This window comes from Flavobacterium arabinosi (assembly GCF_048158725.1).
Taxonomy (GTDB): domain Bacteria; phylum Bacteroidota; class Bacteroidia; order Flavobacteriales; family Flavobacteriaceae; genus Flavobacterium; species Flavobacterium arabinosi.
Map to the genome: position 1 here is coordinate 233,610 of NZ_JBLNKX010000001.1, position 14,732 is coordinate 248,341.

General features: G+C 31.4%; 13 protein-coding genes and 1 tRNA gene. 2 read left to right on the plus strand and 12 right to left on the minus strand.

Annotation, left to right across the window (positions count from 1 at the left end):
• Positions 1–509: 509 nt before the first annotated feature.
• From ACM55K_RS00920 to mce, 8 genes are all read right to left on the minus strand, one after another.
• Positions 510–1,760 carry a DUF5712 family protein gene (locus tag ACM55K_RS00920; RefSeq protein ID WP_416848351.1) on the minus strand — a complete coding sequence of 417 codons (1,251 nt, stop codon included), beginning with the start codon at positions 1,758–1,760 and terminating at the stop codon, positions 510–512.
• Positions 1,760–2,278, minus strand: a complete 519-nt coding sequence (locus ACM55K_RS00925; protein WP_416848352.1) for a BfmA/BtgA family mobilization protein — start codon at positions 2,276–2,278, stop codon at positions 1,760–1,762. Before ACM55K_RS00925 ends, ACM55K_RS00920 begins: the two co-directional genes overlap by 1 nt.
• Before the next feature lie 208 nt (positions 2,279–2,486).
• On the minus strand, positions 2,487–3,374 hold the full coding sequence (locus ACM55K_RS00930; RefSeq protein WP_416848353.1) for a toprim domain-containing protein: 888 nt from the start codon (positions 3,372–3,374) through the stop codon (positions 2,487–2,489).
• Positions 3,375–3,558: 184 nt separating this feature from the next.
• Positions 3,559–4,737, minus strand: coding sequence for a VapE domain-containing protein (locus tag ACM55K_RS00935; RefSeq protein ID WP_416848354.1), 1,179 nt, complete (start codon positions 4,735–4,737; stop codon positions 3,559–3,561).
• 101 nt (positions 4,738–4,838) lie between these two features.
• A complete protein-coding gene (locus ACM55K_RS00940; protein ID WP_143376224.1) occupies positions 4,839–5,126 on the minus strand; it encodes a helix-turn-helix transcriptional regulator in 288 nt (95 codons plus the stop codon).
• A gap of 92 nt (positions 5,127–5,218) precedes the next feature.
• Positions 5,219–5,947, minus strand: a complete 729-nt coding sequence (locus ACM55K_RS00945) for a hypothetical protein (RefSeq protein ID WP_416848355.1) — start codon at positions 5,945–5,947, stop codon at positions 5,219–5,221.
• Positions 5,948–6,113: 166 nt separating this feature from the next.
• Positions 6,114–6,187: transfer RNA gene (locus tag ACM55K_RS00950), tRNA-Ile, on the minus strand.
• 142 nt (positions 6,188–6,329) lie between these two features.
• Entirely contained in the window at positions 6,330–6,731 is a 402-nt protein-coding gene (gene mce, locus ACM55K_RS00955; RefSeq protein WP_416848356.1) for a methylmalonyl-CoA epimerase, read from the minus strand.
• 227 nt (positions 6,732–6,958) lie between these two features.
• Between mce and ACM55K_RS00960 the strand changes: the two genes are divergently transcribed.
• The gene (locus tag ACM55K_RS00960) at positions 6,959–8,611 is read left to right on the plus strand and encodes an Ig-like domain-containing domain (protein ID WP_416848357.1); all 1,653 of its coding nucleotides are present in this window, start codon (positions 6,959–6,961) and stop codon (positions 8,609–8,611) included.
• Positions 8,612–8,616: 5 nt separating this feature from the next.
• On the opposite strand, the gene ACM55K_RS00965 is transcribed toward ACM55K_RS00960, so the two are convergent.
• The 4 genes from ACM55K_RS00965 to ACM55K_RS00980 form a co-directional block, all read right to left on the minus strand.
• The gene (locus tag ACM55K_RS00965) at positions 8,617–9,387 is read right to left on the minus strand and encodes an amidohydrolase (protein ID WP_416848358.1); all 771 of its coding nucleotides are present in this window, start codon (positions 9,385–9,387) and stop codon (positions 8,617–8,619) included.
• Positions 9,388–9,468: 81 nt separating this feature from the next.
• Positions 9,469–10,215: a succinate dehydrogenase/fumarate reductase iron-sulfur subunit gene (locus tag ACM55K_RS00970; RefSeq protein ID WP_416848359.1), complete on the minus strand. Its 747-nt coding sequence runs from the start codon at positions 10,213–10,215 to the stop codon at positions 9,469–9,471.
• Positions 10,216–10,268: 53 nt separating this feature from the next.
• Positions 10,269–12,269, minus strand: coding sequence for a fumarate reductase/succinate dehydrogenase flavoprotein subunit (locus tag ACM55K_RS00975; RefSeq protein WP_416848360.1), 2,001 nt, complete (start codon positions 12,267–12,269; stop codon positions 10,269–10,271).
• Between the two features lie 12 nt (positions 12,270–12,281).
• The gene (locus ACM55K_RS00980; protein WP_416848361.1) at positions 12,282–12,947 is read right to left on the minus strand and encodes a succinate dehydrogenase cytochrome b subunit; all 666 of its coding nucleotides are present in this window, start codon (positions 12,945–12,947) and stop codon (positions 12,282–12,284) included.
• 368 nt (positions 12,948–13,315) lie between these two features.
• On the opposite strand from ACM55K_RS00980, the gene ACM55K_RS00985 reads away from it, so the two are divergent.
• The gene (locus ACM55K_RS00985) at positions 13,316–14,677 is read left to right on the plus strand and encodes a hydroxymethylglutaryl-CoA synthase family protein (protein WP_416848362.1); all 1,362 of its coding nucleotides are present in this window, start codon (positions 13,316–13,318) and stop codon (positions 14,675–14,677) included.
• The last annotated feature ends 55 nt before the right edge of the window (positions 14,678–14,732 follow it).

The window sequence follows — 14,732 nt, forward strand, 5'->3', positions numbered from 1 at the left end:
GTAGCTTCTAAATTATACATTTACGTGGAAATACTAAAAGCTGTATTTAGCTTTTAAAGTGATGAAAATCGAAAGTTTATTTCAAATATATTCATTTTTTATTAGACTGTGTTTTAGTAAAATTTAATAACTGCAATTATCCTTTCAAAGAATAAAAAGTAACCCAAATTATTGAATATCGGCACTAAAATGGACACTTCCCTAAAAAAACAAAACCTAATATCAGAATCCAGATCAAGTATTGGGTTTTGTTTGTATTACTACTTTATTATGATAAAATGATTCTCCCGTCTTGTAAACAATTCATTAAAGGGAACACTTTTTTAATTCTCCCGACTAGATGGAGGTTTAACAGAATAATAATAAGACTTTAGAATTGGATTAGTTGAATTCTGAGTAATAAATCCTACCGTTTTAATGGTTTCTCTTTTGTATATTTTACGTTTGCCTACACAACATATTCTACATATAAAGAATCATTTGTTTTTATTCTATTAGTTTTGATACTATCAATTTCTTATTACTCTCTTTCTTTTTGGCAATTCATCATCAACAGCTAGGGCAATTTCAAAGGGCAGAAATGATAAGATAGATACTAATTTTTCGGTATTAATCTTCCAATCCTCTAATGACGGTTCAGTTTGTTGCAATTGCTTCGTTGTTTTATTATCAGCACTAAATAATTCATTGAGTTTTAAGTTTTGATCAACTTCACTCGCTTTGAAATCTATTCCTGATTTTTCGTGAAAAAAGTGATTCTCTTGGGTAAAATCACCTTTATTTATTGTTGGTAAAACTTGAATAGCAAATTTTATCATTCGTTGCTGATACTCTTTTAAATTGTTTGGTTTTGTCCTCAAAACATTGAAATGAGCATTCCTAATTTGTTTTTTTATATCATCCATATTAATCGATTCTATTTCTAATTTTTTATTGATTTCATGCTTGTCCTGAGGACTTCCATTTTTTAAAATATTTTGATTTTGAAATTTTTCAAGTTCTTTTCGTTTATAATTAAAATGTTCATCAAAGGTTTTTTCGTTCGAATTGATCCATTTCACTCTATCAAATCCCACTTGATATTCGTTATTGCCAATTTTTCTATTGGTTTGTTTTTCATTACAAGTAGGGCTTAATTTTAATATTTGTGTTTTATCTTTTCTGGAAACAATTATGTGAATATGAGATTGCAGTCCCTTTTTATACTCTCCAGAAATTTCTTTTCGATTAATAACCTCTTTATCGGTACCCTTGTATTTTCTAAAATGCTCAATTTTTGCAAAATAAACTAAATCAGCACCCGTTTTAATCCCCTTGTCTTGACGATTAAAATTCAAAGCATAGTTGTCCATAACTTTGCGTCCATACTCTCTTATAAGATTATTAAATTGCTCTAATTCAGATGAATTTAAGTCAAAAACACTCGTAACTTCTCTTTTACCAGTAGCCAGAAAGGCAATATGACCCAACTCATTCTCGCTGAAGCTAATTGTTGGAGCAAAATATTTAGCATCATTTGCGCCTAATTTTCTTTTATTATTATCGATAGAACTAATAACATCTATCGTGCTGATATTAATCTCTGAAGCGGTAAAGAAACCTTGTTTTCTATTTTCTAGCTGAGATATTTCACTCATTGAGGAAGACTTCTTGATGGTTCTATCTAATTCTTCATTTTCCTTTTCTAAGTAAATAGCCAAGTTGGAACAACTTCCTTTATTGTCCGCTCCAAGTGTACTATGTGGTTTAGATATTGGCATTATGAAAAAAGAGATTTAATTTTACCCAAAGTACCAGATTTGTTTTTGTCATCTAATAGTTGACAAATAAGCAAAATGGCTTGTCTGTTTTTTTGTAATTCAGAAATTATCATTTTAGTTCTTTCTTGATCATTGCTATTTATTTTGTTTAGATTCTCAAGATGAGCTTTTTTTATTTCAGTTATTCGTTCTGAATGTTGATCTAGAAGTTTGTTTATCGAAATAATTAATTTTGATATTTCTTCTTTTTGGGCATTTTGATAATTAAAAACATCTTGTCTTAATGGTTTCAAAATATCTCTTTCTTGAACTTTTAAAAAAGAGACTATCCTTTTGTCTAAAGCGGCAACCATTAAAGCTGGATTTTTGTTTACAGCATCTTTGGGATCGATACCTGTTTTTTTGAAATAATAAATCATTTCTTGTATAAGAGCACCCAAATTCATTCGTAAACTTTCAGATAATTTCCCAAGTTCTACATGAGCTTTTTCATCTATAATAATACTTTTTTTAGTCATAATTATAACTTTTAAAACTGTTAATCAATGAGTTAAGTAATAAATTATATTTAAATTATAAAATCTTATAAACTTCATTCTTAAAGAAAGCCTTATTTTCAAGACTCTAGCCTCGCAGAGCAAGTAGGATAGGGGTTTTTCCGCCCCTGTCCTACTTGCTACTAAATACACTGCTATTATAAGCTCTTTCAAAGTATCACTCACAAGCCTAACCACTTGTTTTAGTATTTAAAATCAAGAAATCATTTATATCTTTTGAGCCATGAAACAGATACCTGATATCTTTACATCTAACTCCTGCTAAATTCCACTTCTTTAAACAGTTTTCTGTTGCATTCGAACCCGCAACATCGTTGTCCAGCGCAAACAAAAGTTCAGAATAAACATTTAATACTTGGTCTACTTTCGAAAGCATGGATAGAGAATTTAAAATCAAGAAATCTTTTGACTTTTCACATTTTGGATACAACGTCAATAATGAAATGAAATCCGACCACGATTCTAAGACTATTATGGATTTATTACTTTTGTTAATCCATGTAAACCATTTTATTCCTAAACATAATTTTGCATATTTATTTCGAATTTCAAATTGATTTTGATCATTCCTAAATCCTACTCCAAAATATTTCCTATCCTTTATTTTATAATACACTTCATCTAAATATCTTTTGCATATTTCAATGTTCAATTTTCTTGTATTTAAATAATCAATTAAAATTTTATTTTGTAAAAGTTGAATTCTTTCCACACGATATTGCTTTTCTTTTTTCATCTCCAGAAAAACATTTTGTTTAGGCTGGTCAAAAGAAAAAATAACATCCTCACTTTGTAGCCATCTAACTGCTTGTAAAAAACCAATGGAAAAATACTTCATAATAAAGTCCACAGTATTACCTCCAAAACCTTCACCAAAGTCATAAAAAAGATTATGCTCGCATTTTACAGAAGGCGTTTGCTCATTTCTCCAATGAGCTTTAAACCAAAACTGTTCTTTTTTCTTTTCAATGGTTTCAATATTTAATCTTTGCAAAATATTGATCATTGGAATATTTCTTAATTTTTCTATATCGTTCACTATAATTTGAATTTTCACCTACCTAGCTACCTAGTGAAATTGGACAGCTATAATAGGCATATTAAAAAAAGGTGCTTTATTTTTGATTTACCTAGTTACCTAATTAAGGTAAGCCAAGCATTGATTGTCATTGGTTACCTACCTATATAAGTTGTTTAAATTCAATTAATTAAAATAAAATCAGGTAACTAGGTAAGTATGTTTAAGAATCTGTAAATCCCCAAGGCGAATCCCTAAATTTGGTTTTTGCTAAATATCCATATACTTGACGTTTTGCATGCTTGATTCTGATAAAATTGTGTTTTTTTAGTGCTGAGCCAACTTTTTGAGCATTTAATTTATGCCCCATAACCTGTAGTTCTGTTACAATTTCCGATGGTGTCCTAAAATCTGAAAGATTATCACTAGTCGAATAGTATTTTAAAACAAATTCATTCTCTACTGATTGTATGGTAAAACGTTCATTTCTCAATTCATTAACTTTTATTTCTTCCTGAGTTAAATCTGATTTAAAGTCTTTTTGATTTTTAAAAATATGGTAAGCTTGTGACCAAAAATCATCTATATTAAATTCTTTACTATAGGAAAAGTCAATCTTCTCAATGACGCTAAAAATAATCCACCTTACAGAACCTGTATCATCACATAAAAATTCAGCACGATTTGTTGACGCTAAAAATGAACAAGTCCGATATAGTAAAGTTGATTTATCTGCATATGGTAAACGCTCATTAACAGAAACTTGACTTATCAGTGCTTTAATAGCATTGATATCATATTTTCCCATTACGTCTAATTCTTCAACATTAATAATCAAAGATTTAGCCAACTTGATACGTTCATCCCTTCCTACTCCTAAATTTGTATATAAATATTTTTCAAGTTGGGTTGGACATAGAAAATTTAAAAAATAAGATTTACCAAAACTCTGACCTCCTTCTAAAACCAATACATGTTTATTTATAGCCTCCTTCAGAAATACCGTTTTAACAGCACGAACTGCCCATTTAAGAAGATGGAGGTAAAACAATTCGTTGTCGTCCGTATTTACATAGTCGGCATACCTTTTGACATGATCTTTACCGTTCCAGGGCTGTAAGCTTTTAAAATACTCTATCAGCGGATTGATACGTTCTACAAAATGCGACTTTAAATATGTTTTAAAAACTTGGGGACTAACATTTAATTTTTCTCTATGAAGATGTATCAACAGAGAGGACTCGTTAAAATCGATTTTACATGAAGAGTTTGCATCAAAAATTTCGTACTCCAATGCAATTTCATTAAACTTGATTTTAAAATACTTAGATAATTCTTCCTGAATTTTGTCATACACAGAATCCTTGCGTGATGACACATCATATACGCTTATTTCGTCCATAAATAAATAATTGATGAATGAGCATAATGCTTATATTTGCATATACTCTTTTGAGTTACATATAAAAATTTCTAAGCGTTCAAAAGTGCATTTTTGAACGCTTATTTTTTTAACTGCTTGGAAAATTTAGACAAAACTTCCTCATCTGAATAGACTTTGTGCTTTCTAATCCATTCAACTATCTCAACTCGATCGAAGAATAAAGCCCCGTTGGTTGGCTTGTTATGAGGGATTAATTTTTTAGCAGATAATTTATGAATCGTACTATCTGAAAAGCCTGTATAGTTCATGAGATCTTTAATAGTAAAAATCTCTTTTTGGAACTGATTACCTTTTGTAATCATCATTTTAATTTCATTTAACTGTTCAATAATTTTTTGTGGGTTCATAATTTTTGTTTTAGAATTATGAGGCTAAACTATTGGAATGAAACTAGATGAAACGTGGAATTGCGACTTGGTCACATAATAATTCGGGGAATTTACATTTTTTGAACACTTTCATATACCTTTTTTTGACAAAGGGTAACGGTTATTCTATTTTTATCGGATAATGACTTTTCATTTACAGGAATATATTTACCGGCTTTTTTATATTGTAACAGAGAAGCTATACTTTTTTTAGGTATTACACGGTTTGAATCTAATTTTATCAAGAAAGGAATCATAAATTCATTGATAAAAGCGTGTGTTTCCTGAGCACTAATTTCTAATTTAAAAAAATAATTGTTCTTAGATTTTTTTAAGCAATTAGCAATCAAACTTTGAAAGTCAATTAATAATGTGTCATCGTTAAATAGTTCAATCTTTTTAAATTCAACGTAATAGTAATTTATTGCTTCTCTATTAGCATCAATTAAATCAGCTACTTTTTTTTCAGACACATTGTTTGAAGACTTTGATGTATTTTGGAACTGAGATAAATTACTATTTGACTTTTCTCTATTATATCGATTAAAAATATTATCACCTTTTAAAAAATATATGGATGATACTGTAAGTAAAAATGAAAAAATAACTCCAAAAATTAGAATTATTAAATGGAATGGAATAAAATCACCATTGTATAACTGAAAAGCACTGACGATAACTACCAAAATAGGTAATAGCGGGGCTAAAATAAGTGGAACCTTTTTGGAGGTTATTGTAGAATTTACCTTTTGTATTTGTTGATGAAGAAAGAAAAAAATTTTTTCAATTATTTTTGCCATAACGCTAATTATTTTTAATTGAAAAGTAAAAATACTAAAAAATACAGCTAATTGAAACAGAATGAAAAGTTTACTATCTTTGTGAGATCAGCAATTTGTTATACATATATTGTACTGATGAAAACAAAAAAGCCTCTACATTGCTGTAAAGGCTTGATTTTACTAGTGGTCCCACCTGGGCTCGAACCAGGGACCACCTGATTATGAGTCAGGTGCTCTAACCAACTGAGCTATAGGACCGGTTAAGAGTTTGCAATATTACTACTATTTTTCATTTGCTCCAAATATTTTCGACTTAGATTTTCAGATAGTTTCATTATTAAGAACTTTCTAATTGAAACCAACTGAAGATTAGAATTCTATCTTTTTTATCTAAAAAAAATTATCGAATTTCCTGGCATAGCTCAATCAAAACACCATTAGTACTTTTTGGATGTAAAAAAGCGACTAGCTTGTTATCGGCACCTTTCTTTGGAGTTTCATTCAAAATAACAAAGCCTTCTTTTTTTAAACGCGCTATTTCCAGCACAATATCCTCTACATCAAAAGCGACATGATGTATTCCTTCTCCTTTCTTGGCAATAAATTTCGCAATAGGACTATCGGGATTAGTGGCTGCTAAAAGCTCAATTTTATTAGGACCAACATTAAAGAAAGAAGTCGTTACCCCTTCACTTTCTACTTCTTCAAATTTATAGGCCGGAACACCTAATAGCTTTTCAAAAATTAAATTTGAAGTTTCTAAATCATTAACTGCAATCCCAATGTGTTCTATTTTTCTCATTATTTAAATATTCAACTGAAAATTAATTTATAAAATTTAAAGGCAGAAAAATTGTATTTTTTAAAATTTACCAACCTTAAACCCATGTAAATTTAAACATTAAAAATCATAAAAAACAAGAAGAATTATAAAAGTAAGCCTCGTTAAATCCCTCATAATAATTCGATAAAAAGTTTCGATTACATTAATTATAATTGTTATTTTGTAAATTCTAATTTTGATTTGATATGTTGAAAAACAATTTAAAATATATTTCCATATTCCTGCTTTTATTTATGATTGGCTGTGCAAAAAGAGGAAGCATTACCGGAGGCTTAAAAGACACTATTGCTCCCGTTTTAAAAACAAGTTTCCCAAAGAATTTCAATACCAATTTCAAAGGAAATGAAATTAAATTGGTCTTTGACGAAAATATAAAATTAAAGAATCTAAATAAACAGTTGGTTATTTCACCACCAATGAAAAACGAACCTTTGATTCTTCCTACAACCGTAAGTAAATCTATTACAATCAAAATAAAGGACACGCTGCAACCTAACACGACTTATAGTTTCAACTTTGGTCAGAGTATTGCAGATAATAATGAAGAAAATCCATTAAACCAGTTCAAGTATGTGTTTTCAACGGGAGACTATATCGATTCTTTATCCCTTAGCGGAACTGTAAAAGATGCCTATGAAAAAGAAGTGGAATCATTCGTTTCAGTCTTGTTGTATGAAGTAAATGACACCTTTAAGGATTCAATTGTGTATACTAAAAATCCGAGATACATCACAAGCACATTGGATAGTCTAAAAACATTTCGTCTTGAAAATCTTAAAGCAGGAAAATACCTTCTTGTAGCTATGAAAGACTACAATAATAATAATAAATTTAATCCAAAAAAAGATAAAATTGGATTTAATAAACAATTCATTACCGTTCCAAACGACTCCATTTACGAATTAACACTATTCAAAGAAGTTCTCCCATTCAAGGCTTATAAACCAAGCCAAGCGTCTGGAAATAGATTACTGATGGGCTATGAAGGAAAGATGAGTCAAGCCAATTCAAGGCCAAAAATAACCTTAAAAAATCACAATGAAATCATTCCCACCATTGTAACACAATTATCTAAAAAAGATTCGTTACAAATATGGTATAAACCCCTAAAAACCGATTCGTTAGCTTTGGCTGTAGCCAAAGACAAATACAGCGTAAATTTTTCCTTTAAAGTTAAAGACCAGAAAAAAGACACTCTAAATATAACTGCTGTACAAAATAGTGGATCAAATTTTAAAGAACGATTTACTTTAGAAACCGCTACACCATTGGTAACTTTTGACAATTCTAAAATAAAATTAGTTAACAAAGCAGCTATTTCTGTTCCTTTTACAACTGAATATGATGAATTTAATCAGAAATTGTATTTCGATTTTAAGAAAGAACCCTCAGAAAACTACAGCATTTCCATTCTCCCTGGCGCATTAATTGATTTTTTTCAAAAATCAAATGATTCACTAACTTATAAAATAACCACCAAAAGTACTGATGATTACGGAAATCTCACTGTGTCTTTACAAAATGCAAAACAATTTCCTGTGATTGTAGAATTGACCAATTTAAAAGGTGAAGTTTTAGCCACTGAATACACTGAAAAGAACACGACAGTTGACTTTAATTTAATTGAGCCCGGGCTTTATACACTCAGAGCTATTTATGATGAAAACAAAAATAAAGAATGGGATTCCGGAAATTATTTAGAAAAATACCAAGCAGAAGAAGTGATTTATTTTTCTAAAGAAATAGATATTCGCGCTAATTGGGATGTAAACCAAATTTTTGACCTGAGTATTCCTTACATTCCTGAACCTAAAAAGAAAACTGATAAAAGAGAATAAATAAACTATCCTTTTTTTATTTCAAAAACATCTCTATCATTTAAAAAACCTAACTTTTGTCTGGTTTGCAACATCTTTTCTTTACTTAATTCAGCATAGAAAATACTTTCAGATTCGACCGGTTCGACAATACAATTTCCAAGAAAATCTACCACTTGCGAATGTCCCGTATATTGATACCCATTGTTATCTTCTCCTATTCTGTTAACCCCAATCGTATAACACATATTTTCTATTGCACGGGCTTTAAGCAATGCATCCCAGGCATTTATTCTTATTTTCGGCCAACTCGCAACATAAATTAATAAATCATAATCCTCAAAATTCCTAGTAAATACAGGAAATCTTAAATCATAACATACTTGCAGGCAGATTTTCCAACCTAAATAATCCACAATGATTTTTTGGGTTCCGCTTGTATACACTTTGTCTTCACCGGCCAGAGTAAATAAGTGTTTTTTGTCATAGAATTGAATTTCTCCTGATGGAAAAACGAATACCATTCTGTTATAGAAATTACTATTTTCTTTTATAACTAAGCTTCCTGTTATAGCGGTGTTTTTGGCTTTGGCCAATGCTTTAAGCCACGTTACGGTTTCACCTTGCATCGTCTCCGCAACATTTTCTGGACTCATCGTAAATCCGGATGTAAACATTTCAGGAAGTACAATCAAATCAATATCATCATTAATTGTATTGATTTTTTCTTCGAAATAATCTCGATTTTGTTTTGGGTTTTCCCAATATAAAGACGATTGTATAAGTGACGTTTTCATTTGAAATCATTTTTATAAAGATAAAAAAAACGCATTCAACTTTTACATTGAATGCGTTTCTTAATTTTATTTTATGTGTTTTTATCCTTTCAAACTTGCAGACATATATTCTCTGTTCATTCGAGCGATATTTTCAAGAGAAATTCCTTTTGGACATTCTACTTCGCAAGCTCCAGTATTAGTACAGTTACCAAAACCTTCAGCATCCATTTGGCTAACCATATTTAAAACCCTGTCGGTAGCTTCAATTCTTCCTTGTGGCAATAAAGCATATTGAGATACTTTTGCAGCAACAAATAACATAGCCGATGAGTTTTTACAACTCGCAACACAAGCGCCACAACCAATACAAGCAGCTGCATCAAAAGCATCATCAGCATCTTTCTTGTTAATTGGAATTGTGTTTGCATCAATTGTATTACCAGATGTATTTACTGATATAAATCCACCAGCATGTTGAATTCGGTCAAAAGAACTTCTGTCAACAACTAAATCTTTAATTACTGGAAATGCTTTTGCTCTAAATGGCTCAATAAAAATGGTATCACCATCCTTGAACATTCTCATGTGCAATTGACACGTTGTAACACCTCTGTCTGGCCCGTGAGCTTCACCATTGATATACAAAGAACACATTCCGCAAATTCCTTCGCGACAATCGTGGTCAAAAGCTACAGGCTCATCCCCTTTCATGATTAATTCATCATTCAAAATGTCAAGCATTTCAAGAAATGACATATCTGGTTCAATATGATCTATAGGATATTCGACTATTTTTCCTTCTGTAGCGGCATTTTTCTGACGCCATATTTTTAATGTAAGTTTCATCTTTTTTTAAGTATTAAGTATTAAGAGTAATCTTCAAGATTTTCCTCGAAATACTATTTATAACTTCTTTGAACTAATTTCACGTTATCAAATACCAACGGCTCTTTATGCAAAACAGCTTCACTTGGTTTTCCAGTGTATTCCCATGCAGCTACGTAAGCGAAATTCTCATCGTCACGTTGCGCTTCACCTTCTTCAGTTTGGTATTCTTCACGGAAATGTCCTCCACAAGATTCATTACGATGTAAAGCATCTTTAGCAAACAATTCTCCCAATTCAAGGAAATCGGCAACACGAGTCGCTTTTTCCAATTCTTGATTCAATCCATTAGCATCCCCAGGAACTTTTACTTCTTTGTAAAACTCCTCACGTAAAGCAGCAATTTCTACAATCGCTTCATTTAATCCTTTTGCGTTACGCGCCATTCCAACTTTGTCCCACATAATTTTTCCTAATTTCTTATGGAAATAGTCAACCGAATGTGTTCCTTTATTGTTGATGAATTTTTCGATTTGATCTTTTACCGCTTTTTCAGCAGCAACAAATTCAGGTAAATCTGTAGATATTGTTCCCATTTTAATATCTGGAGCTAAATAATCTCCAATAGTATATGGTAATACGAAATACCCATCAGCTAGACCTTGCATCAAAGCCGAAGCTCCTAAACGGTTCGCTCCATGATCTGAGAAGTTTGATTCCCCGATTGAGAAACAACCCGGAATTGTAGTTTGCAAGTTATAATCAACCCAAGTACCTCCCATTGTATAATGTACCGCAGGGTAAATCATCATTGGAGCAGTATAAGGATCCTCATCTACAATTTTATAATACATTTGGAACAAGTTCCCGTATTTACTTTTTACAAGTTCAGTACCTAATTTAGTTACTAATTTAGTATCCTTAGTATCCAGTCCTTTTACATAGGCTTGCTCATTTCCGTAACGTTGAATAGCTGCGGCAAAATCCAAATAAACTGCTTCTCCTGTTTTGTTTACTCCAAAACCAGCATCACATCTTTCTTTGGCAGCACGGGAAGCTACATCACGAGGCACTAAGTTACCAAAAGCAGGATACCTTCTTTCTAAGAAATAATCTCTTTCAGCTTCAGATAAATCAGTTGCTTTCTTCTTTCCTTCACGAATCGCTTGCGCATCTTCTAATTTTGCAGGAACCCAGATACGTCCATCATTACGCAATGATTCTGACATTAATGTCAATTTCGATTGATGATCTCCAGAAACCGGAATACAAGTTGGGTGAATTTGAGTGTAACAAGGATTTGCGAAGAAAGCTCCTTTTTTGTGGATTTTCCATGCTGCAGTAGCATTAGATCCCATAGCATTGGTTGACAAGAAGAAAACGTTTCCGTATCCTCCAGAAGCAATAACAACAGCATGAGCAGAGTGTCTTTCTATTTCACCAGTAACTAGGTTACGAGCGATAATTCCTCTTGCTTTTCCGTTTACTACTACTAAATCTAGCATTTCGTGACGGTTGTACATTTTTACTTTACCACGACCAATTTGACGGTTCATTGCTGAGTAAGCACCCAAAAGCAATTGTTGACCTGTTTGCCCTTGTGCATAAAAAGTACGAGAAACTAAAGTTCCTCCAAAAGAACGGTTATCTAACAATCCTCCATATTCACGAGCCAATGGAACCCCTTGCGCCACACATTGGTCAATAATATTAGATGAAACTTCAGCCAAACGGTGTACGTTAGCCTCACGAGCACGATAATCGCCACCTTTTACAGTATCGTAAAACAATCTGTGAACAGAGTCACCGTCTCCTTTATAATTTTTTGCAGCGTTGATTCCCCCTTGTGCAGCAATTGAGTGCGCACGACGTGGCGAATCTTGAAAGCAAAAAGCTTTTACGTTATATCCTAATTCTGCTAAAGTTGCAGCAGCAGAACCTCCAGCTAAACCTGTACCAACTATAATTATATCTAAATTACGTTTGTTAGCAGGATTTACTAAATTAATATGATCTTTATAATTTGTCCATTTGTCCGAAATTGGACCACTAGGAATTTTTGAATCTAATGCCATTATAATTGAATATTAATGATTGAAATGATGAAAAAGTGCAATAAAAATAAATCCGGCAGGAACTACATAAGCAAATCCTAATCCGAAATTTTTCAAACCTTTAGAATATTTATTATTGAATCCCACAGATTGAAAAGAAGAACTAAATCCGTGTTGTAAGTGTAATGCTAACAATAGAAAAGACAAGCTATATAATGCTGTACGAACCGGGCTTTCAAATTTAGCAACTAGTTCATGAAAATACCTTGTTTCATCTAACGGATTACATTCTACATACTTGTACACCATTTCCGGAAACCAGAAATCATAAAAGTGCAATCCTAAAAATGCCAAAATTACTGAACCCGAAATAATCATATTTCTTGAAGCCCAAGAAGAATTTGCAGCTCCGTTATTCTTTGCGTAAGCAATTGGCCTCGCACTTCTATTTTTAAAATCCAAAACAAAACCCATAATAAAGTGAAAAACTACACCTATGATTAATATAGGTTGTATTACGAATTGAACTAATGGATTATTTCCCATAAAATGGGATATTGAATTAAAAGTATCGGCACTAAATACCGATGTCATATTGATAAAAAAATGCTGTGCTAGAAACAACATCAAAAAAAGTCCTGAAAGCGCCATAGCTACTTTTTTTGCTATTGACGATTTCAATAATGCAGATTTTGCCATAAGATTTATATAATTTGTTTTAAAAAATTCTACAAAAATAAAGCAATTAGACAGTAACTACAACCTTTTCGTTGTTATTTATAATGATTTTAAAGTGTTTTACACAAAACACCAAGAAATCCTTAAAAATCAAACAAAATTCAAAAAACAGCAAAATAAACGGTTAAACAAAAAAGAAATAAATCTTAAATAAGAGATAATGAAATTTACCAAAAATCAATCCTCAAAGAGGCTAAAATTACCGATTCAATAATTTTTATTATTATTTATTTATAAATTAATAAAAACACCAAGCACCTTGATTTTATTTCCTAAAACAATTGTACCAAGACAATGCGTTTTTAACTTTACATTTTAAAATTTGAATAATGAAAACAGGAATTGATTCCATCTCTTTTGATGTTGCTAAAATACATTTACCTATTAAAACTTTGGCGAAAGCCAGAAATATTGAACCTGAAAAATTAGAAAAAGGTTTAGGATTAATCAAAATGACACTGCCAGATTCGCATCAAGATACAGTAGTTTTTGCAGCAAACGCTTTGACTAAACTGATCCAAGAAAACAATCTGAATCTAAATGAAATTACAAGAATATATGTTGGAACCGAAAGTTCTATTGATAGTTCAAAACCAATCAGCTCATTTCTAATTGCATTAATGGAACAAAAATTTGGAGAAAACACTTTGTCCGAATGTGATGTAGTTGATTTTACATTTGCTTGTATTGGCGGTGTTGATGCATTACAAAACTGTATTGATTTTGTAAAATTAAATCCAACCAAGAAAGCAATTGTTGTCACCACAGATTTTGCGAAATACGATTTAAATTCAACCGGGGAATACACTCAAGGTGCCGGAGCTTTAGCAATGCTGGTAACTTCAAATCCAAGAATTATTGCATTTGACAACAATTGGGCGACAAGCACAAAAGGTGTTTTTGATTTTTTTAAGCCGCTTAGAACACTTTCAAAAGAAGAAATCACAGGAAATAAAAACAACGAATCATGGTTTGACAATCTTGAAGCGGAAATAGAAATCCACAAAGACCAACCGGTTTTTGACGGACAATATTCCAACCAATGTTACATGGATCGTACCAGAAACGCCTATTTTTCATTAAAAAAATTAAAAAACACAAGCGAAACTATCTATAATTCATGGGAAAGCATCATCATGCATTTACCTTATGCATTTCAAGGACGTCGCATGTTATCTGAGATTTATGCCTTGGATGCAGAAAGTAAAATTATCACCGGAGATGAAGACGCTTCGGAATACCAAAATAAATTGAAGGGAATCAGTAAATCTGAAGAATACCAAAATTTTGTAAATAAAAAATTAATGCCAGCTGAATTAGCTTCTTCATTAATTGGTAATTTATATACCGGTTCCATTTTTATGGGGTTACTTTCTACTTTGGCACATTTTTATGATACTAAAAAAGAAATTTCAAATTCAAAATTTGGTTTTTTAGCTTACGGAAGTGGTTCTAAATCTAAAGTTTTCGAAGGTGAAATTCAGCCCGATTGGAAAACTGCAATAGCTGACATTAAACTTTTCGAAACCTTAAAACAAAGCTTTGAAATTGATTTTGAAACTTATGAAAAACTGCATAAAAAAGAACAGAAACAAAGCATTCAACTTCCAAAAAACGAATGGATTTTGGACCGAATAGAAAAAGAAATTCCAAACCTATTAGGAGCTCGTTATTACAAATGGGCTGATTAATTTTATATTCCTACTGAAAAAAGCACCGAGAATTCTTAATTGAACTTTCGGTGCT

Coding starts and splice junctions, on each gene's coding strand:
- ACM55K_RS00975 (WP_416848360.1), bottom strand. CDS start 12,269: ATGGCATTAGATTCAAAAATTCCTAGTGGTCCAATTTCGGACAAATGG.
- ACM55K_RS00960 (WP_416848357.1), top strand. CDS start 6,959: ATGTTGAAAAACAATTTAAAATATATTTCCATATTCCTGCTTTTATTT.
- ACM55K_RS00965 (WP_416848358.1), bottom strand. CDS start 9,387: ATGAAAACGTCACTTATACAATCGTCTTTATATTGGGAAAACCCAAAA.
- ACM55K_RS00970 (WP_416848359.1), bottom strand. CDS start 10,215: ATGAAACTTACATTAAAAATATGGCGTCAGAAAAATGCCGCTACAGAA.
- ACM55K_RS00980 (WP_416848361.1), bottom strand. CDS start 12,947: ATGGCAAAATCTGCATTATTGAAATCGTCAATAGCAAAAAAAGTAGCT.
- ACM55K_RS00925 (WP_416848352.1), bottom strand. CDS start 2,278: ATGACTAAAAAAAGTATTATTATAGATGAAAAAGCTCATGTAGAACTT.
- ACM55K_RS00920 (WP_416848351.1), bottom strand. CDS start 1,760: ATGCCAATATCTAAACCACATAGTACACTTGGAGCGGACAATAAAGGA.
- ACM55K_RS00945 (WP_416848355.1), bottom strand. CDS start 5,947: ATGGCAAAAATAATTGAAAAAATTTTTTTCTTTCTTCATCAACAAATA.
- mce (WP_416848356.1), bottom strand. CDS start 6,731: ATGAGAAAAATAGAACACATTGGGATTGCAGTTAATGATTTAGAAACT.
- ACM55K_RS00985 (WP_416848362.1), top strand. CDS start 13,316: ATGAAAACAGGAATTGATTCCATCTCTTTTGATGTTGCTAAAATACAT.
- ACM55K_RS00940 (WP_143376224.1), bottom strand. CDS start 5,126: ATGAACCCACAAAAAATTATTGAACAGTTAAATGAAATTAAAATGATG.
- ACM55K_RS00935 (WP_416848354.1), bottom strand. CDS start 4,737: ATGGACGAAATAAGCGTATATGATGTGTCATCACGCAAGGATTCTGTG.